Source organism: Enterobacter cloacae complex sp. SHL022 (assembly GCF_049237785.1).
Classification (GTDB): Bacteria; Pseudomonadota; Gammaproteobacteria; order Enterobacterales; family Enterobacteriaceae; genus Enterobacter; species Enterobacter hormaechei_C.
The window spans coordinates 77000-96173 of sequence record NZ_JBMKJH010000013.1; the positions used below are offsets into that span (position 1 = coordinate 77000).

Here is a 19174-nt window from a genome sequence, read left to right on the forward strand (position 1 = left end):
TTCACTCCTTATATCCGAAACAGGTTGTACTCGTTGCACAGCACCAGCACCGCCGGTTCGTCTTCTTCAATGGTGTTGTAGCGGTCAATGGGCTGTAAAAAGTGGTTGTCGTGTTCATCGTCATTGACCGACGACACTTCGCCCACCAGCACGTCGCCAAAGCCGCGTTCACCCCAGAAACTGTGGTACAGGCCGGGCGTCAGGCAGATGCTCTCCCCTGGTGTGAGGCGCAGCTGGCTGCCGGGCGTGTGCGTCTGCCGACAGCCGTCGACGGTAACGGTCACGTCGGTGTTTTCGGTCTCTTCATGCGCGCCCGCATTCCATAACTCAATAATCAGATTCCCGCCGCCGCGGTTAATGATGTCCTCCCGCTTGCGCCAGTGAAAATGCATCGGCGTCACCTGGCCGTCGCGGACGTGCATGATTTTTTCGGCATAGCACTTTTCATAGGGCACGCCGTTGGGGGAGCCGTTGCGCAGGGTGAACAGCGTTAACCCCTGTGCAGCGAAGTTGTTGCCACCAAATGCCGTCACGTCCCAGCCGAGCCTGAGGTCAAACACCTCCTGCCATGCGGCCTGGTCAAGCTGCTGCCATTTTGTCGGCGGAAAGCTGGCAAAAGGCGGGAGATGCACGTCGTGCATGGAGAAGAACTGCCGCGTATGGCCGAGGATTTCATTGATGTCGGAGCGTTTCATGGGGACTCCTTGAAAACAGTTCCCTCTCCCGGTGGGAGAGGGAAAAGGATCATTTAACCGTCCACCCCTTATACGTGCCGACGTTCTTTTTATCGATCATCGTCACCGGGATCAGCACAGGCTCTTTCGGCGCAGGTTTGCCCTGAAGAATGTCATAGCCGATCTCCACCGCCTTCGCCGCCATCACCTGCGGATCCTGCGCTGGCGTCGCCACAAACAGGGAGTTTTCGCGCTTCAGGGCTTCTTCACCGTCCGGGCTGCCATCCACACCAACGATAAAGAACTCGTTGCGCTGCGCCTGCTTCGCGGCCAGATCGGCGCCGATCGCGGTAGGATCGTTAATCGCGAATACGCCGTCGATCTTCGGATTAGCCGCCAGCAGGGAGGTCATGACCTCCAGCCCGCCTTCACGGCTGCCTTTGGCGTTCTGGTTATCCGAGAGCACTTTGATATCCGGGTGGCGCCTGAACTCGGTCTGGCAGCCCTCCACGCGGTTTTGTACCGCAGAAACCGGCGGCCCGTTGATGATCACCACGTTGCCTTTACCTTTCAGGCGGTCGGTAATGTACTTACAGGCCATCTCACCCGCCTGGGTGTTATCGGAGGTGATGGTCGCATCGGCCCCTTCCGCCGCCACGTCAACCGCCACGACCACGATCCCCGCCTCTTTGGCGCGTTTTACCGCCGGGCCGATCCCTTTGGAATCCGCGGCGTTGAGGATGATCATGTCCACTTTCGCCGCAATGAAGTTATCAATCTGCGACACCTGCTGGCCCAGATCGTACCCGCTGGAGACCAGCGTCACCTTGACGTTGTCCCCCGCCAGCTTGCGCGCTTCCAGCTCGGCACCTTTGGTGATCTGCACGAAGAACGGGTTAGCCAGGTCGCCCACCGTCACGCCGATGGATTTCAGATCTTTTGCCTGCGCAAACGGGGTTGCGGCCAGCAGCGCGCCAGCACAGAGCGCGGTCACTAAGGGCTTCAATCTCATGCTGTATTCCTCACGTAGGGTATTGTTGTTATGCACTTTGATGGTGTCGGGTACGGTATTTGTCGATCAGCACCGCAATGATGATCACCGCCCCTTTGATCACCAGCTGCCAGAAGTAGGAGACGCCCATCAGCGTCATGCCGTTGTTGAGGGTGGCGATGATCAAGGCACCGACCAGCGTGCCGGTGATCGTGCCGATCCCGCCGACGAAGCTGGTGCCGCCGAGGATCACCGCCGCAATTGCATCCAGCTCATACCCCGTGCCGAGGTTGCCATTGGCGCTGTAGAGACGTGAAGCGCTCATGACGCCGCCGAGACCGGAGAGCAGGCCGCTCATGCCGTAGACAAACAGCAGCACCAGCCAGACCTTAATGCCCGTTAAGCGCGCCGCCTGCATATTGCCGCCGACCGCATAGATGTGAACGCCGAGGGTTGTGCGACGCAGAATAAACCAGCACACCACAATCACCGCCAGGGCGATCACAACCAGCCAGGGGATCGGGCCGAGGTAGTTATTGCCGATCCACTCGAAGTTGATGTTGGAGTTAATGACCGTCGTGCCGTCCGCCAGCAGGTAGGCCGCGCCGCGCAGCGCCGTGTAGGTGCCGAGCGTGACGATAAATGGCGGAAGTCCGGCGAAGGCCACCAGCGCGCCGTTGAACAGCCCCAGTACCATACCGAGCATTAGCGCCGCCGGAATGGAGAGCATCGCAAATTCAGGGATAAGCGAGACCACCATCGCCGCCACCGCCGTGGTGCCCAGAATCGAGCCCACGGAGAGGTCAATACCGCCGGTCAGGATGATGAAGGTCATCCCGGCCGCCAGAACAATGTTGATCGACGCCTGCCGGGTAATATTGAGCAGGTTACTTTCTGTGAAAAAGTTCGGAGCGATAAAGCCAAATACAGCCACAATCAGGATTAAAATCGGCAAAATGCCGATCGTTTGCATCAGATCGCTCATCAGCATTTTTTTGGCAGAGGCGGATTTCGCCACCTGCTGCGGATGGGTTGGAGTTGTCATAATTACACCGCCTGATGATGTGTGTCGTTCACGCCGGTTGCCAGCGTCATGATGTTTTCCTGAGAGATGTCGCGCCCGTGCAGTTCACCCGCAATGCTGCCTTCCCGCATCACGTACACCCGGTCGCTCATTCCTACTACTTCCGGCAGCTCGCTGGAGATCATCAGGATCGCCACCCCTTTGCGCGCCATCTGGTTCATGATGCGGTAGATCTCGCTTTTTGCCCCGACGTCCACGCCGCGCGTGGGTTCGTCCAGAATCAGAATGCGCGGGCCTATCGCCACCCAGCGGGAGATCAGCAGTTTTTGCTGGTTGCCGCCGGAGAGCCCGCCTGCGCGCACCTGAGAATGCGGCACGCGGATATTGAGCAGGGCGATGGCGTCATCGGAAATCGACTGCGCTTTTTTGCGGTTCAGCCAGCCGAAGGTGGCGTCGCGCTCCAGCGTCGCCATGGTGATGTTCTCCTGCGCCGCCAGCTCCAGAAATAGCCCCTGCTCCTTGCGGTTCTCGGTGAGAAAACCGATGCCGTTCTCAATGGCCGCGCGCGGGGAGTGGATCACCACCGGTTCGCCGTCCACCTCAATCATGCCGCCGGTGGCTTTGCGCACGCCGAAGATCAGCTGCGCCAGCTCAGAACGCCCGGCGCCGACCAGCCCTGCCAGCCCGACGATTTCACCGGAGCGAACCTGCAAACTGCACGGCTGCACTTTTTTGCCATCCGTGAGGTGATGCACGTTCAGACGCGGGCTGCCGAGCGGAATATCGCGCTCTTTGTTGAACAGGTCGCTTAACGGACGACCCACCATCATGCGCACCAGCTCGGAGGCGTTGAGCTTGTCGCGCGTCAGGCTGCCGACGTATTGCCCGTCGCGTAGCACGCTGACGCGGTCAGAGAGTTCATACACTTCCGCCATGCGGTGGCTGATGTAGATAATCGCCATCCCTTCATCGCGCAGGCGCAAAATCAGTTCGAACAGACGGTGGGTTTCGCGTGAGGAGAGGGCGGCGGTAGGTTCGTCCATCACCAGAATGCGGCTGTTGCGGTGCAGCGCGCGGGCGATCTCCACCTGCTGTTGCTCGGCGATGGTCAGTTTCATGACCAGGTCGGTGGCGCTGAACTGCGCGCCCAGACGGTCAATGACCGCCTGGGCCTGGGCAGCCATCTCTTTGCGCTGGACCAGCCCGCCGCGCGACAGCTCGCTACCGAGAAAAATGTTTTCCGCCACGGTCAGGTTAGGAGCAAGCTGCATCTCCTGATAAATCAGGGTAATTCCTGCGGCCAGCGCATCCTTCGGCCCTTTGATGTGAAACGGCTGACCGTCGATGAGGATGTCGCCGCTGCTGGCGGTATAGGCGCCTGCGAGGATCTTCATCAGCGTGCTCTTTCCGGCGCCGTTTTCCCCCATCAGCGCGTGGATCTCACCGGGGAAAACCGTCAAATCCACGCCCTTGAGCGCGTGGAAATTGCCAAAGGTTTTGGCAATGTGGCGCATCTCTAAAACCGGGGTTCTGCTCATGGCGGATCTCCTGTGAATGTCGATATCTGCACTTCATCACAGGCGCGTAAATGCAAAATGTCAGAAGCTGTTCATATTTGTCATAGTTATGAATAGCTAATCGCCATCACATTTTCCTTTTCCCTCTCCCTGTGGGAAGAGGGCCAGGGTGAGGGCACCAAACCGCAGAGGAGCCCAAACCCATGCCATCACGCCCCCCGTTCTTCACCAGCGCCCGCGGTCGCCTGCTGATATTTAACCTGCTGGTGGTGGCGGTAACGCTGATGGTCAGCGGCGTGGCGGTGCTCGGCTTTCGTCATGCCAGCCAGATCCAGGAGCAGGTGCAGCAGCAAACGCTGGATGACATGACCGGCAGCATGAACCTCGCGCGCGACACGGCCAATGTGGCAACGGCGGCGGTGCGGCTGTCGCAGGTGGTCGGTGCGCTGGAGTACAAAGGCGAAGCTGAGCGGCTTAAACAGACGCAGATGGCGCTGCGCCACTCGCTGGAGCAGCTTGCCGATGCGCCGCTGGCGCAGCAGGAGCCGGCGCTGGTGACGCGTATTATTCGCAGGAGCAATGAGTTACAGCAGAGCGTGACGGGAATGCTGGAGCGCGGGCAAAAACGGCATCTGGAGCGTAACGCGCTGCTCAGCGCGCTGTATCAAAGCCAAAGCTACCTGCGTCATTTGCAGGATATCAACCGTCGTTACGCGAGCAATGTGCCAGACGCCCGGCAGCTTGCAGAGATGGACAGGCTGATCGTTGCCGCCATTGATACCCCTTCACCGCGCGCCACGGTGCAGCAGCTGGATGCAGTAACCGCGATGTTACCCGCGAGCGCCCTGCAACCGGTGGTCAACCTGGTGCTCCCGGATTTTAATGATGAGCTGCGCAAGCTCGCGCCACTGTCGAAGCAGCTGGAAGAGAGCGATCTGTCCATCAGCTGGTACATGTTCCACATCAAGGCGCTGGTAGCGATATTAAACCGCGACATCAATCAGTACGTTGAACAGGTGGCACAGGCCTCCCGGCTGCGTACCGCCCAAAGTCACCAGGAGCTGCGCTCCATCAGCGTGTTTATCAGCGTTTTCGCGGTGCTGGCGCTGATCATCACCGGCTGCGCCTGCTGGTATATTTATCGCAATCTGGGCTCCAACCTGACGGCTATCTCAAGGGCAATGTCGCGTCTCGCTCACGGAGAGCAGAATGTGTCGGTGCCCGCACTACAGCGGCGTGATGAGCTGGGGGAACTGGCGCGCGCGTTTAACGTTTTTGCACGCAATACCGCTTCGCTGGAGCACACCACGCGGCTGCTTAAGGAGAAGACCTCGCAGATGGAGGTCGACCGCATCGAACGTCAGGGGCTGGAGGAGGCGCTGCTGCACAGCCAGAAAATGAAGGCGGTCGGGCAACTGACGGGCGGTCTGGCGCATGATTTTAATAACCTGCTGGCGGTGATTATCGGCAGTCTGGAGCTGACCGATTCAGCGTCACCGGACGCGCCGCGCATCACTCGTGCGCTCAAAGCCGCGGAACGCGGGGCCATGCTCACCCAGCGTCTGCTGGCCTTCTCGCGCAAGCAATCCCTGCAACCCCATGCGGTAGAGATGAAGCCGCTGCTGGAGAACCTGAGCGAGCTGATGCGGCACTCCCTTCCCGCCACGCTGACGCTGGATATTGAAGCGCAAACCCCGGCCTGGCCCGCATGGATTGACGTCAGCCAGCTGGAAAACGCCATTATCAACCTGGTGATGAACGCCCGTGATGCAATGGAGGGGCAAAACGGTGTGATTAAAATCCGCACCTGGAACCAGCGTGTGACCCGCAGCGACGGGCGCAGGCAGGATATGGTCGCGCTGGAGGTGATTGACCACGGCTGTGGGATGTCGCAGGAGGTGAAATCTCAGGTCTTTGAACCGTTCTTTACCACCAAACAGACCGGCAGCGGCAGCGGATTAGGGCTGTCGATGGTGTACGGCTTTGTGCGTCAGTCCGGGGGGCGCGTTGAGATCGAAAGCGCGCCGGGGCAGGGAACCACCGTGCGGCTCCAGCTGCCGCGCTCGACGCTGCCCGCGTTCTCCAATGATGCCGCGCTGGCGACCACGGCCCCGACAGAAAGTGAGCTGCTTGTGCTGGTCCTGGAAGATGAGGCGGGCGTGCGGCAGACCCTGTGTGAGCAACTGCACCAGCTTGGCTACCTGACGCTCGAAGCCGAAAACGGCGAGCAGGCGCTGAACATGCTGGACGCATCACCGGATATCGGCATGTTTATCAGCGACCTGATGCTGCCGGGCGGCCTGAGCGGTGCGGAGGTGATCGGCCATGTACGCAGCCACTATCCGCAGTTGCCGGTGCTGCTGATCAGCGGGCAGGATTTGCGCCCGGCGCATAACCCGCAGCTGCCGGACGTTCCGTTACTGCGTAAGCCGTTTACCCGCCAGCAGCTGGCGCAGGCACTGCGGAAGGTGATGGTAATTTGAGATTCCTCCGCTACTCCCGTTAACAGCCAGTCATTACTTTAAGGCCAGTTCACCTGCGAGTCTGGCCTTATGAAACGTTACTCTACCGCTCTGTTATTGGGTCTGCTGACTTTAACCAGCCAACTGGCGCATGCCGATGTGATTGATGATGCTATTGGCAATATTCAGCAGGCGATCAACGACGCCTATAACCCCGGCAGCAGCCGTAATGACGATGACGACGATCGTTACGACCGCAGCCGTCAAATCGACAGCCGACAGTACGACGATCGTCGTCGACAGTTAGAAGATCGACGCCGCCGTTTAGACGAGCGTCAGCGTCAGTTGGACGACGACAGGCGTCGGTTAGAAGAGGACGAGCGCAGGTTGGAAGACGATTACGATCGCGGCTAAGTGCGGCCTGTTGCCCTCACCCCAACCCTCTCCCACGGGAGAGGGAGAAAACCTAATCCAGCACCAGCACCATCCCGTCATACCCCGCTTCAATGCCGGACGGCAGCGGGTTATCCATCATCCACACGTCAAACTGATGGCTGATATGCGTCAGGATCACCTGCGGACAGCCAATCACCTCGTTCAGCGCAATCACCGTATTCAAATCACAATGGTTGCGCGGCGTCTCCGGGCGCGGTTGATGGCTACAGTCGATAATCATCGCCTGCGGCTGATTGTTTAGCAGAAACGTCACCGTTTTATCCGGCAGTCCGGCGGTATCAGAAAGCCACGCCACGCGGCTGTGGGCGGACTCCAGCAGATAGCCAAACGTGAGTTTTGAATGGTTGAGCGGCAGCGGCGTGACCCGCAAGCCCTGAAGTTCAAACGTCACAAATGGCTCCACCGTGTGGCTGAAATCCAGGATGCCCGGATGTTTGAACAGATCGTCACAGCCTGCCTCGTCTGGCGGACCGTAGACGGGAATGGTGGCGCCTACGCCCCAGCGCAGAGGGAAAAGCCCCTGAACGTGATCCATATGATAATGGGTAAGCAAAAACTGCTGGAAGCTGCCCGCAGGCCAGTCGTCCATCAGGTGTGGAATACCCGCGTCCAGCAAGGTGACCGCATCGTTGAATTTCACCGCCGCGCTACAGGGGCGACGGCGATAATTTTCCTGTAAACGCGCCCGTCGGCACGCCGCGCAGTCGCAGCCAAACACCGGCACCAGCTGCGCCCCTCCGGTTCCTGTCAGCGTGATCGTCAGACTCATAACGCCCCTCTACAGCGGTTTGGTGAAGCGGAAATGGCTTTGCGTATACCCTTCACGAACATAAAAACGGTGCGCGTCCACGCGCTTCACGCTGGTGGAAAGCTCGGTCAGCTCGGCGCCTGCCTGCCGTGCGACGTCCTCTGCCCAGGCCAGCAGCTGGCTGCCCACTTTTAATCCACGCGCCTGCGGCATCACCACCAGTTCCTGGATCTCGCCGATCCAGCGGGCGTGATGCAGGTGAAACTGCATATGCAGGCCGATCATCCCGATGATCTGCCCGTCCAGCTCGGCCAGCTGGTAGCGCATATTGTGATCCTGCAAGTTGGCCAGATACCCGGCGTGAAACGCCTGATGATCGAACTCGGCCTGCTTAAGTTCGCAGATCAGCGCGTAAACGATCGGCGCATCGTCGGCGGTGGCGGGGCGAAGCTGGCAGTCAGGCATGTTGTTTCACCTTCTGGCGAATGAGCGATAGAAAGGTCTCGACTGACTGTAGCAAACTTCCGTCGTTATTGAGGAGATGGCAACCCGACGGGGTGTAACGCGCCGCCCGTTCCAGCCGCTGGTCGATCTCGCGCGCGTTTTCGCGCCCCCGCTTTTGCAGCCGGCTACGCAGAACGTCCGGGGAAACCTGCAAACAGACCGGGAGCAACGCCGCTTCGTACCGGGCGCGAGCCTGCGGGAGATGCGCCCGCGAGCCGTTGACCAGCACGTCAAAGCCCGCGTGCAGCCAGAGGTCGATCTCGATGCCGACGCCATAGTAGTAACCGTTGGCATGCCAGCTCAGCGCCAGCAGGTTTTGCCCGGCGCGGGTAAAAAACTCCTGCTCGCTCAGGGCGATATGGTTTTCACTCCCGGCGTTTGCCGCGCGGGTAATGTAGCGGTGCGCTACCAGCAGCTGTGAATGTTCCCGCTGCCGTAACGCCGACAGCAGGCTGTCCTTCCCGGAGCCGGACGGGCCCATTAACCAGATGAGTCTTCCCATCAGAACACCCTTTTTCCCTGACGCCAGACGTGGTCGATATGAACGTGCTCGCCCTTGCGGTGCGCCAGCACCAGGTCTGCCCGTTTGCCTTCGGCAATCTCACCGCGATCGTGAAGGTTGAGCGCGCTGGCCGGGTTTTTTGTCACCAGGCGAATCGCCTGTGGCAGCGTGAAGCTGTTGCCCTCATCGTCCGCCACCCGGAACGCCGCGTCCAGCAGGCTGGCGGGGTAATAGTCAGAGGAGAGGATATCCAGCAGGCCGAGCGAGGCGAGCTTGCTTGCCGCCACGTTGCCGGAGTGCGACCCGCCGCGTACGATGTTCGGCGCGCCCATCAGGACGTTCATGCCATGCTTACGTGATGCTTCTGCCGCCTCGAACGTGGTGGGAAATTCGGCGATCACGCTCCCAAGCTGGTGGGATTCGCGCACGTGATCGTGCGTGGCGTCATCATGGCTGGCCAGGGCAATATTACGGTCCCGGCACATAGCGGCAATGGAGAGGCGATTCGGCTGCGACCACTGGGCCGCCAGCGCCAGCTGCTCTTCTTCGTAACGGGCCATCTCCGCGTCGCTGAGAGAATATTTGCCCTGATAGTATTCGCGATACTTTTCAATGTTGGCGAACTGGCGCTGTCCCGGCGAGTGATCCATCAGGGAAACCAGCGAGACCGGCTCGCGGCCCACCAGCTTCTCAAACAGCGGCAGGGTGGTGTGGTGCGGCAGCTCGCAGCGCAGGTGCAGGCGGTGCTCGGCGCGGTTGAGGCCGCGCTTTTGCGTCTCCTCCACGGCGTTGATCATCTTCTCCAGGTTCTCCAGGCGATCGCCGCCGTCGCGCACGTCGCCGATCGCCACCGCGTCCAGCACCGTGGTGATGCCGCTGGCGACCATCAGCGCGTCGTGGCTGCTCATCGCTGAATGCGCAGGCCAGTCCACCTTCGGGCGCGGGGTGAAGAATTTATCGAGATTATCGGTATGCAGCTCAATCAGCCCCGGTAGCAGCCAGCCGCCTTCGCCGTCCATCGCGTCCGGTGAGCGGCTCTGGGTTTCGGCAAAGGCGCGGATGACACCGTCCCGCACCTCAACCGAGCCGTTCACGACCTCATTTTCCAGCACCAGCCTGACATTATTGATAATCATACGTTTGTCCCCATCGGGTGCAGTCTGTCCGCCACGCGATGGCGTACGGCGTCGTCGTGGAAGATCCCGACGATCGCCGCGCCGCGCGCTTTGGCCTGTTCGATCAGTTCTATCACCGCTGCGCTGTTTTTACTGTCGAGCGAGGCGGTGGGTTCATCCAGGAGTAAAATCGGGTAATCGACGATAAAGCCGCGGGCGATGTTGACGCGCTGCTGCTCGCCGCCGGAAAAGGTCGACGGGGCGAGGTGCCACAGACGCTCCGGTACGTTGAGACGCGTCAGCAGGCTGGCGGCTTTAGCGGCGCAGGTTTCGCGCGGCACGCCGAGATCCAGCAGAGGCTGCATGACCACGTCCAGGGCGGAGATCCGCGGGATCACCCGCAGGAACTGGCTGACCCAGCCGATCGTCGAGCGGCGTACTTCCAGCACTTTGCGCGCGGGAGCCTGGACCAGATCAACCCATTCATTGTTATGGCGGATATGGATATGGCCTTCGTCCGGCAGATAATTGGCGTACAGGGAGCGCAGCAGGGTGGATTTTCCGCTGCCGGAATGGCCATGCAGCACCACGCATTCGCCGTTGCTGACCTCTAATGAGGCATTTTGCAGTACCGGCAGGCGGACACCGTTTTGCTGGTGGAGCACAAAGGTTTTACTGACATTTTCAACGTGGATCATGTTGGCCTCTTAATTCTGTAATACCGAGGACACCAGCAGTTGGGTGTACGGATGATGGGGATCGTCGAGCACCCGATCGGTCAGCCCACTTTCCACCACCTGACCCTGCTTCATCACCAGCAGGCGGTCCGCCAGCAGGCGCGCAACGCCTAAATCGTGGGTGACAATCACTACCGCCAGGTTCAGCTCCACCACCAGGCCGCGCAGCAGATCCAGCAGGCGCGCCTGCACGGAGACGTCCAGCCCACCGGTCGGTTCATCCATAAACACCAGCTTCGGATGGGTGACGAGATTGCGGGCAATCTGTAAACGCTGCTGCATGCCGCCGGAGAAGGTGGTCGGCAGGTCGTCGATGCGCGAGGCGGGAATTTCAACCTCTTCCAGCCAGTGCTGCGCCGTGGCGCGGATGTTGCCGTAGTGGCGCGCGCCGGTGGCCATCAGCCGTTCGCCGATGTTGCCCCCCGCCGAGACCTGGCGGCGCAGGCCATCCATCGGGTGCTGGTGCACCACGCCCCACTCGGTGCGCAGCAGGCGGCGGCGCTCGGCTTCGCTCATGCCATACAGCGACACGCCCTCATACAAAATGTCGCCATTCTGCGGCGTCAGGCGCGCGGAGATGGACTTCAGCAGGGTGGTTTTACCGGAGCCGGACTCGCCGACAATGCCCAGCACTTCGCCCGGCCACAGCTCAAACGACACGTCGCTAAAGCCTTTGCCCGGTGCATAAAGGTGAGTCAGGTTATTAACCGAAAGCAGCGGTTTCATTGGCTGTTCGCCTCGCTCTGTTGGCGGCAGTAATCGGTGTCGGAGCAGACAAACATCCGTTTGCCCGTGTCGTCCAGCACCACTTCATCCAGATAGCTATGCTTCGAGCCGCAGATGGCGCACGGCTCGTCCCACTCCTGCACCGTAAACGGGTGATCGTCAAAATCCAGGCTCTCCACACGGGTGTACGGCGGTACGGCGTAGATGCGTTTTTCCCGTCCGGCACCAAAAAGTTGCAGGGCGGGCATCATGTCCATCTTCGGGTTATCGAATTTCGGGATCGGCGACGGGTCCATCACGTAGCGGCCGTTCACCTTCACCGGATAGGCGTAGGTGGTGGCGATATGGCCGAAGCGGGCGATGTCCTCATACAGTTTGACCTGCATGATCCCGTACTCTTCCAGGGCGTGCATGGTTCGGGTTTCGGTTTCCCGCGGCTCGATAAAACGCAGTGGCTCCGGGATCGGCACCTGGAAAATCAAAATCTGATCTTCAGTCAGCGGGGTCTCCGGAATGCGGTGACGGGTCTGGATCAGCGTCGCGTCTTCGGTTTTTTCAGTGGTGTTGACGCCCGTTACGCGCTTAAAGAAGTTGCGGATCGACACGGCGTTGGTGGTGTCGTCTGCCCCCTGGTCGATGACCTTCAGCACGTCCGCTTCGCCGATCACGCTGGCGGTGATCTGAATACCGCCGGTGCCCCAGCCGTAGGGCATCGGCATTTCGCGGCCGCCGAACGGCACCTGGTAGCCGGGGATCGCCACAGCCTTAAGGATGGCGCGGCGGATCATGCGTTTAGTTTGCTCGTCCAGATAGGCAAAGTTGTAGCCGCTTAAGTTAGCCATTGGCGCGCTCCCGTTGCAGGCGTTTCAGCAGTTCCAGTTCGGCCTGGAAATCGACGTAGTGCGGCAGCTTGAGGTGCGAGACAAAGCCGGCGGCCTCAACGTTATCCGCGTGGGCCAGCACGAACTCTTCGTCCTGTGCCGGGCCTGCAATATGCTCGCCGTAGTCCGGCGCCTGGAGCGCACGGTCAACCAGCGCCATCGCCATCGCCTTGCGCTCGCTCAGGCCATACACCAGCCCGTAGCCGCGGGTAAAATGCGGATCTTCATTCTCTGGCGCGACAAAACCGTTGACCATTTCGCACTCGGTCATCAGCAGTTCGCCGATGTTCACCGCAAAACCCAGCTCTTCCGGCACAATTTCGACATCGAGATAACCGCTGCGGATCTCTGCCGCGAACGGGTGGTTGCGCCCGTAGCCGCGCTGCGTGGAGTAGGCCAGCGCCAGCAGATACCCTTCATCGCCGCGCATCAGCTGTTGCAGGCGGGACGAGCGCGAACAGGGATAGACCGGCGGCGTGCGAGTGATGTCATCCGGTGTGCTGCCGGTGTCTTCTTCCGCCTTCGCCAGCCCCTGGTTTGCCAGCAGGCTAAAGACGTGCGGGGAGGCGTCTTGTTCAGCGTCAGAGACGCTGAGCTGCGGTGTTTCACCGTTCGCCAGTAGAGTGAAGTCCAGCAGGCGATGGGTGTAGTCGTAGGTCGGACCAAGCAGCTGGCCGCCAGGAATATCTTTGTACACCGCAGAAATACGGCGCTCTAAACGCATTTCCGCCGTTTTCACCGGCTCGCTTACCACCAGCTTCGCAAGCGTAGTGCGGTAAGCGCGCAGCAGGAAAATGGCTTCCACGTTATCGCCGCTGGCCTGTTTCAGCGCCAGCGCCGCCAGCTCGCGGTCTGCGATGCCGCCTTCGGTCATCACGCGGTCGACGGCCAGGTTTAACTGCTGTTCAATCTGGGCGACGCTCAGCTCGGGTAAGGCGTCATCCCCCCGGCGTCTGTGCTCCTGCAAGGCATGGGCGGCGGCAATCGCCTTCTCGCCCCCTTTGACGGCAACGTACATCAGCACACCTCCACGTGAGTGGTTCTCGGGATCGCCAGCAGGCGCTCGCCGCAGGTCAGGATCAGGTCGATACCGAGCGGGAACGGATGCGGGCGCTCGGTCAGCTCATGAATGATGCACTCCGGCAGCTGGGGGGCGACCATCCGCTCGTCGGCGATCCCTGCCCCCGTCAGGCGTAGCATGCGGCCACCGCTCAGGCTGGAGACCTGCAAAATCAGCGTAGCGCTGGTTTCCGGTGCGACGGCGCTGCCTTCGCTCAGGGCATTAAGTTGTTCATGGCTGATTTGCTCGTCGGCCACGGTGAAGACCGCCTGCTGGGGCTGCTCGACCAGCGGCGCGTTGGTGTGAAAGCGCAGGTTCTGGCTGGCGATATCGTTCAGCAATGCCCCTGATAGCCATACCGGGGTGTCGTTGTCCGCCAGCGTCAGCAGCACGCTGGTAGAGGCGAGGTTCAGCGGCAGCCAGCCCTGGGAGAGCTGGTGCAGCGAGACAATGACGCCCGGCTCGCTCATGGCTTTCAGCAGTCGACGGAAACTCTGTTGGGCATCCTGGACGGCCAGGGTAAAAGCAGGTTGAAGCGTCATGCGTTGTCTCCGCGAACGAGCGTAAAGAAGTCGACCCGGCTGGTATTTACTTCGGCCTGACGCGCGGCAAGGCGTGCGGCGCGGTCAGCTTCCAGCGGGGCAATAAGGGTTTCCATTAACGTCTGAAAATGCGGCTGTTCCTGTAAAAGCGCGTCGATCGCTGCGCAGCGCTCGGCGTGCGTTTTGTCGCGGCCAAGTACGTAGCCGTAGCCCAGCGTGCCGCTTTTCAGGCGGATCACCGCGCGGGTGAGGGTGGCATCGCCGGCGAAGAAGCGCTCGCCGGTGCCGCCCATGCGTGCCTGGATCTGCACCAGGCCGATCTCCGGCGCGCGGATCGTGTCGTAATCCGGCGTCAGGCCGAGCGCGTTCATGCGGGCAGCCAGCGCAGCAGGCTGGCTGTGGGCCAGCACGCGCATCCAGCGCTGACGAGTGGAGGTGTCGAAGTGCATTCAGTGCTCCATGGTAAATTCAATCATGTCGGCGCGGGTCAGGCTGACGGAGTATTCCGTTGCGTTGACGTCGCCGTCACGGTGGTTGAGGGTGCGCACGCAGAGCAGCGGGGCCATGTTGGGGATCTCCAGCACCTTGCTCTCTTTCGCCTGCGCGCGGCGGGCGCTGATGCGCGTCTGGGTGCGTTTGAGCACGATACCCGTCGCGTCCTGAAGAAAATCATGCAGGGAACCGCTGGCGAAATGTTGCAGAACGGGCCAGAGGGTGAGGTCCGCGAAGTAGTGGTCGATCTGACAGACCGCCACGCCGTTCACCCGGCGCAACGTGCGCAGGTGAACGACGTTGTCGCCCTCCTGAATCCCCAGCGCGTCCGCCACGTGGCGGGAGGCCGGGCGCAGGACAGACAGCAGCTTTTCGCTGGTGGGGTGGCTGCCCTGATCGAGAAGGTTCTGGCTAAAACGCGCCTGGGCATTAAGCGGGTAGTCAAACGGACGCATCAGCACCAGCACGCCGACGCCCTGACGACGCTGGACCCAGCCGCGCTCCACCAGTTGATCGATGGCACGACGCAGGGTGTGACGATTCACTTCGTAGCGGTCGGCAAGCTGCTGCTCGGCAGGCAGGTAGTCTCCGCAGCGATAGTGCGTGCGCAGCTCCACTTCGAGCTTTGCCGCAATCTCTTGCCAGCGGGTGGGGTAACTGGTCGGATGTCTGGATAAGTGCATACCAATCAAAGCCTCGCTTCTCAGATGAAGTGCTTACGCAAACGTTGAGAGAGGAAATCCAGCAGGCTGACGGTGACGATGATGAGCACCATCAGGGCGCAGGTTTGCTGGAACTGGAAACCACGAATCGCTTCCCACAGGGTGACGCCAATGCCGCCTGCGCCCACCATGCCGACCACGGTGGCGGAGCGAACGTTGGACTCGAAGCGGTACAGGGAATAGGAGATGAGCAACGGCATCACCTGCGGCAGGACGCCGTACAGGATCTCTTCGATTTTGTTCGCTCCGGTTGCCCGGATGCCTTCCACCGGGCCGGGCTCGATGGCTTCAACCGCTTCGGAGAGCAGCTTGGAGAGCACGCCGGTGGTGTGGATGAACAGCGCCATCACGCCCGCGAACGGACCCAGGCCGACGGCGACCACGAATAGCATCGCAAAGACCATTTCGTTGATGGCGCGACAGGCGTCCATCAGGCGGCGCATCGGCTGGTAAACCCACCATGGCACGATGTTTTCGGCGCTCATCAGGCCAAACGGAATGGAGAGGATCACGGCGAGGGCGGTGCCCCAGACGGCAATTTGCAGGGTGATCGCCATTTCACCGAGGTAGTCCTGCCACTGGCTGAAGTCCGGTGGGAAGAAGTCGGCGGCGAAGGTCGCCATGTTGCCTGAGTCCCTGAAGAGCAGCAGCGGATCCATCTCCGCGCCCTTCCAGGAGATAACGAGCACCGCCAGCAGAACAGCCCAGCTTATGAGCGAGAACCAGCTGCGTTTTGGCGGCGGGAGGGTGATGGTTTGCATGTTGGCTCCTTTGGGTTTAGTCCCCTCTCCCTTGAGGGAGAGGGAGAAAGGCGTTACTGCACCGCTTTATTCACGCTGGTCATGGCGCCGAGCGCGGCGGTCAGGCGGTCAAGATCGTCCAGCTGCGCCTGAATTTCCGACACTTTGCTGTTCTTCTCTTCGTCCTTCAGGCCTTTGTTGTCCTTCACGCCCTGCATCTGCTTGAACAGCGCCAGCTGGCGAATCGGCACCAGTTGCAAATCGCTGGACGCGCGGAACGGTGCCCAGCCCAGACGTGCCAGAACCGCTTTCTCTTCCGGCGTTTTGCCGTAGTTCATAAAGAAGTCGTAGACCTTGTCCTTGGTGTTCTCGGAGAGGTTTTTGCGCCACACGATCGGGTCGCCCGGGATCAGCGGTGATTTCCAGATAACCTTGATTTCCTTCAGCTTTTCCGGCGCGGAGGTCTTCAGCTTGTCGAGGTTTTCAGTGTTGTTGGTAGCAACGTCAACCTGCTTATTCGCCACGGCCAGGGCATTGGTTTCGTGGCTGGCGTTAACCGTGCGCTTAAAGTCGCTGGCGGAGACGTTGTTTTTCGCGAAGACGTAGTAGCCAGGGACGAGGAAGCCGGAGGTAGAGTTCGGGTCGCCGTTACCAAAGGTCAGCTCTTTGCGTTTGGCGAGCATGTCGTTGAGGTTGTTGATCGGGCTGTCTTTGTTAACGATCAGCACGCTCCAGTAGCCCGGAGAGCCGTCTGCCGCAACGGTCTGGGCGAACACCTGGCCGTTCGCGCGATCTACCGCTTCCATAGCAGAGAGGTTGCCATACCAGGCGATGTCGACTTTGTTGAAGCGCATTCCCTGAATGATGCCCGCGTAATCCGGGGCGAAGAACGCGTTCACTTTGATCCCCAGTTTGGTTTCCATATCTTTCAGGAACGGTTCCCACTGGGGTTTCAGGTTCTGCTGTGATTCTGTCGAAATGATGCCAAAGTTCAGTGCTTTTTCCTGCTCCTCGGCGTGGGCCGGGCTTAACAGGGTGCTGATGCTGAACATGCTGGTGAAGGCCAGCGCGGCAACCGTTTTATAGCTCATTTCCATTCCTCGTTATGGGTCGTTATGCAGCCTGCGCGCGCTCTTCGACGCGGTTTACGCTGCGGTAGAGATGGTCAAAACGTTCGTTATCAAACTGGTGGCTTGCGCCATCAAAGAACACATGTCCCTGACGCAGGGCGACGATGCGCTCGCAGTAGCGCAGGGCGTAATCCACCTGATGCAGCGTCACCACCACGGTGATGCCGTCGTTCTGATTGATGTCGCGCAGGGTTTCCATCACGATGCGGGCCGATTCCGGATCCAGCGAGGCGATAGGTTCATCGGCCAGGATAATTTTGGCTTTCTGCATCAGGGCGCGGGCAATGGCGACGCGCTGCTGCTGTCCGCCGGAGAGCGTGGAGACGCGCTAGTGGGCGAAATGCGCCATGCCGACGCGGGTCAGCGCCTGTAAGGCTTCTTGCTTCTGGGATGGGGAGAACCAGCGCAGGCAGGTGCGCCAGAACGGGGTGCTGCCGAGCGCGCCAATCAGCACGTTCTCGAGCACGGTCAGGCGGTTCACCAGGTTGAACTGCTGAAAGATATAGCCCGTCTGAGCGCGGCTTTTGCGAATATCGCTCGCCAGACGCCCCGCATGTTGCACGGTGTTCCCCAGCAGTTCGACGCGGCTTTCCGGCGTTTTGTCACAGGTAATCAGGCCGCTCAAGTGACGAAGAAGGGTGGATTTACCTGAACCAGACGGCCCCAACAGCGCCACCATTTCGCCCTGCTGGACGGTCAGATCAACGGCATGCAGCGCCTTGTTGTGATGGAAGGTTTTGCTCAGTTTCTCGACGCGAATGACAGTTTGCATGTGCCCGGCCTCACGATAAATGTGGCCTCATGCTGGCGCATCAATATGACATTCAGGTTAAGTGTTGGTTGCGGGAGTTTGAAGAGTTGAGGGGAGTTTGATGACAATCACCCTAGGCCCGGCCAGCGCAGCGCGACCGGGCGCTGTTGCCGGATGCGCTGCGCTTATGCGGCCTATGATTTAACGACATTAATCATCCACGGCACGCCGTATTTATCGGTGACTTTCCCGAATCCGTGCGCCCAGAAAGTCTCCTGCCAGGCCATTTCGACATTGCCGCCATCAGAGAGGTTGTCGAACCAGCGTTTGCCTTCATCCACGTCCTGCGTGTCGAGCACCAGCGTAAATCCGGCGTACTGCGTGCTGCTACCGGGTGGCAGACCATCGCTCATCATGATATCGCTGCCGGCAATGCGGACATTAGAGTGGGCGATGGCGGTATCCGGGAAGTTCATGCCTGACGGACAGCCTTCTTCGCTGTTTCGTCTTTGGGCATTTCGCCGAAGGTGATTTTGTAGAGGAGTTCTGCGCCGACGGCCTGCTGATAGAAGGCCGTCGCCTCCGCACAGTTGCCGGCGAAAGAGATGTAGGGACTTAACGGCATAATCTTTACCTCACGTAAGAAAAGCCCGTTAAGTGTAGTTCCCGAACGCCCGGTAAGCGAAGCGTCACCGGGCGGGACAATCAGTTCTTTTTCACGAACTCAGATTTCAGTTTCATCGGACCGAAGCCGTCAATTTTGCAGTCAATATTATGATCGCCTTCAACCAGACGGATATTTTTAACTTTAGTGCCGATCTTCAGCATGGAGGAGCTGCCTTTTACCTTAAGATCTTTCACAACGGTAACGCTGTCGCCGTCTGCCAGCAGGTTGCCATTCGCGTCTTTCACGATCAGCGCATCGCTGTCCTGCGCAGGCTCCGCATCGTTCCATTCATGGGCGCATTCCGGGCAAACGAACATGCCATTGTCTTCATAGGTGTATTCAGAATTGCATTTCGGGCAGTGTGGAAGTTGCATGTGGGTATCCTCAAAAGTGTTAACACGCTGGAAAACGCCAGCTAAATGACGGCAGTGTGCCGAAAAAGGCAGCGAGTATAACGCAAATCCCCACTTTTGTCGGTGATATTGTTTTATAAAAATAGCGCATAAATGCGCAAGCGATGACACGAACTGTCAGTGAATTAAGAGAAGCGTATGCCCTGAACGGCAGAGATCGTAATCATGCTAAATGTATCGAATATTTTATTACAGCAAATTGCTACGCTGTGCCATTTCGGATAAGGTGAAGGAACAAGCCGTTATTTATCTACCCTCCTCTGACGACATACATCTTTTGGCGTCAGGGAATACCTCTCTTTTTTGGTGGGTAAATAACG

General features: G+C 59.7%; 20 protein-coding genes and 2 pseudogenes. 2 read left to right on the plus strand and 20 right to left on the minus strand.

All coding sequences use genetic code 11. From position 1 onward, the window contains the following. Positions 1–8: 8 nt before the first annotated feature. The 4 genes from ACOTZD_RS21055 to ACOTZD_RS21070 are packed head-to-tail and all read right to left on the minus strand — an operon-like array spanning position 9 to position 4227. A complete protein-coding gene (locus ACOTZD_RS21055; protein ID WP_023315234.1) occupies positions 9–695 on the minus strand; it encodes a D-lyxose/D-mannose family sugar isomerase in 687 nt (228 codons plus the stop codon). Between the two features lie 49 nt (positions 696–744). Next, on the minus strand, positions 745–1686 hold the full coding sequence (locus tag ACOTZD_RS21060) for an ABC transporter substrate-binding protein (protein WP_003860240.1): 942 nt from the start codon (positions 1684–1686) through the stop codon (positions 745–747). A gap of 28 nt (positions 1687–1714) precedes the next feature. Further along, a complete protein-coding gene (locus ACOTZD_RS21065; protein ID WP_003860239.1) occupies positions 1715–2710 on the minus strand; it encodes an ABC transporter permease subunit in 996 nt (331 codons plus the stop codon). A 2-nt stretch (positions 2711–2712) separates the two neighbouring features. Continuing rightward, positions 2713–4227: a sugar ABC transporter ATP-binding protein gene (locus ACOTZD_RS21070; RefSeq protein ID WP_003860238.1), complete on the minus strand. Its 1515-nt coding sequence runs from the start codon at positions 4225–4227 to the stop codon at positions 2713–2715. A gap of 182 nt (positions 4228–4409) precedes the next feature. On the opposite strand from ACOTZD_RS21070, the gene ACOTZD_RS21075 reads away from it, so the two are divergent. Together ACOTZD_RS21075 and yjdP are read left to right on the plus strand one after the other, a co-directional pair. Continuing rightward, positions 4410–6689, plus strand: a complete 2280-nt coding sequence (locus ACOTZD_RS21075; RefSeq protein ID WP_003860237.1) for a hybrid sensor histidine kinase/response regulator — start codon at positions 4410–4412, stop codon at positions 6687–6689. A 69-nt stretch (positions 6690–6758) separates the two neighbouring features. Further along, positions 6759–7082 (plus strand): DDRRRQL repeat protein YjdP, encoded by a 324-nt coding sequence (yjdP, locus tag ACOTZD_RS21080; RefSeq protein ID WP_023315236.1) that lies wholly within the window; start codon positions 6759–6761, stop codon positions 7080–7082. Between the two features lie 52 nt (positions 7083–7134). Here yjdP and phnP read toward each other — a convergent pair whose 3' ends face one another. The 16 genes and pseudogenes from phnP to ACOTZD_RS21160 all read right to left on the minus strand — a co-directional run bounded on the left by phnP (position 7135) and on the right by ACOTZD_RS21160 (position 18815). Continuing rightward, positions 7135–7893, minus strand: a complete 759-nt coding sequence (gene phnP / locus ACOTZD_RS21085; RefSeq protein WP_023324021.1) for a phosphonate metabolism protein PhnP — start codon at positions 7891–7893, stop codon at positions 7135–7137. A 9-nt stretch (positions 7894–7902) separates the two neighbouring features. Next, positions 7903–8337, minus strand: a complete 435-nt coding sequence (gene phnO / locus ACOTZD_RS21090; RefSeq protein WP_015570217.1) for an aminoalkylphosphonate N-acetyltransferase — start codon at positions 8335–8337, stop codon at positions 7903–7905. Continuing rightward, positions 8330–8881, minus strand: a complete 552-nt coding sequence (phnN, locus tag ACOTZD_RS21095) for a ribose 1,5-bisphosphokinase (RefSeq protein WP_086527943.1) — start codon at positions 8879–8881, stop codon at positions 8330–8332. The genes phnO and phnN overlap by 8 nt, the downstream gene beginning before the upstream one ends. Then, the gene (gene phnM, locus ACOTZD_RS21100; protein WP_003860229.1) at positions 8878–10014 is read right to left on the minus strand and encodes an alpha-D-ribose 1-methylphosphonate 5-triphosphate diphosphatase; all 1137 of its coding nucleotides are present in this window, start codon (positions 10012–10014) and stop codon (positions 8878–8880) included. The genes phnN and phnM overlap by 4 nt, the downstream gene beginning before the upstream one ends. After that, positions 10011–10691 carry a phosphonate C-P lyase system protein PhnL gene (phnL, locus tag ACOTZD_RS21105; RefSeq protein WP_003860227.1) on the minus strand — a complete coding sequence of 227 codons (681 nt, stop codon included), beginning with the start codon at positions 10689–10691 and terminating at the stop codon, positions 10011–10013. Before phnL ends, phnM begins: the two co-directional genes overlap by 4 nt. Before the next feature lie 9 nt (positions 10692–10700). Next, the gene (gene phnK, locus ACOTZD_RS21110) at positions 10701–11456 is read right to left on the minus strand and encodes a phosphonate C-P lyase system protein PhnK (protein WP_003860225.1); all 756 of its coding nucleotides are present in this window, start codon (positions 11454–11456) and stop codon (positions 10701–10703) included. Beyond that, on the minus strand, positions 11453–12298 hold the full coding sequence (gene phnJ / locus ACOTZD_RS21115) for an alpha-D-ribose 1-methylphosphonate 5-phosphate C-P-lyase PhnJ (protein ID WP_006810438.1): 846 nt from the start codon (positions 12296–12298) through the stop codon (positions 11453–11455). The genes phnK and phnJ overlap by 4 nt, the downstream gene beginning before the upstream one ends. Next, complete coding sequence (locus tag ACOTZD_RS21120; protein ID WP_045894777.1) at positions 12291–13355, minus strand: carbon-phosphorus lyase complex subunit PhnI; 1065 nt, start codon at positions 13353–13355, stop codon at positions 12291–12293. The genes phnJ and ACOTZD_RS21120 overlap by 8 nt, the downstream gene beginning before the upstream one ends. Continuing rightward, a complete protein-coding gene (gene phnH, locus ACOTZD_RS21125; RefSeq protein WP_421636365.1) occupies positions 13355–13939 on the minus strand; it encodes a phosphonate C-P lyase system protein PhnH in 585 nt (194 codons plus the stop codon). The genes ACOTZD_RS21120 and phnH overlap by 1 nt, the downstream gene beginning before the upstream one ends. Then, entirely contained in the window at positions 13936–14388 is a 453-nt protein-coding gene (gene phnG / locus ACOTZD_RS21130; RefSeq protein WP_003860217.1) for a phosphonate C-P lyase system protein PhnG, read from the minus strand. The genes phnH and phnG overlap by 4 nt, the downstream gene beginning before the upstream one ends. Then, positions 14389–15114, minus strand: a complete 726-nt coding sequence (gene phnF / locus ACOTZD_RS21135; protein ID WP_003860215.1) for a phosphonate metabolism transcriptional regulator PhnF — start codon at positions 15112–15114, stop codon at positions 14389–14391. 20 nt (positions 15115–15134) lie between these two features. Next, positions 15135–15914, minus strand: a complete 780-nt coding sequence (phnE, locus tag ACOTZD_RS21140; protein WP_023302942.1) for a phosphonate ABC transporter, permease protein PhnE — start codon at positions 15912–15914, stop codon at positions 15135–15137. 53 nt (positions 15915–15967) lie between these two features. Beyond that, the gene (gene phnD, locus ACOTZD_RS21145) at positions 15968–16984 is read right to left on the minus strand and encodes a phosphonate ABC transporter substrate-binding protein (protein ID WP_023324026.1); all 1017 of its coding nucleotides are present in this window, start codon (positions 16982–16984) and stop codon (positions 15968–15970) included. A gap of 22 nt (positions 16985–17006) precedes the next feature. Then, positions 17007–17795: pseudogene (phnC, locus tag ACOTZD_RS21150) on the minus strand (phosphonate ABC transporter ATP-binding protein). A gap of 173 nt (positions 17796–17968) precedes the next feature. Then, positions 17969–18399: pseudogene (gene yjdN, locus ACOTZD_RS21155) on the minus strand (VOC family metalloprotein YjdN). Between the two features lie 80 nt (positions 18400–18479). Next, a complete protein-coding gene (locus ACOTZD_RS21160) occupies positions 18480–18815 on the minus strand; it encodes a zinc ribbon domain-containing protein YjdM (RefSeq protein ID WP_003860206.1) in 336 nt (111 codons plus the stop codon). Between the last annotated feature and the right edge of the window lie 359 nt (positions 18816–19174).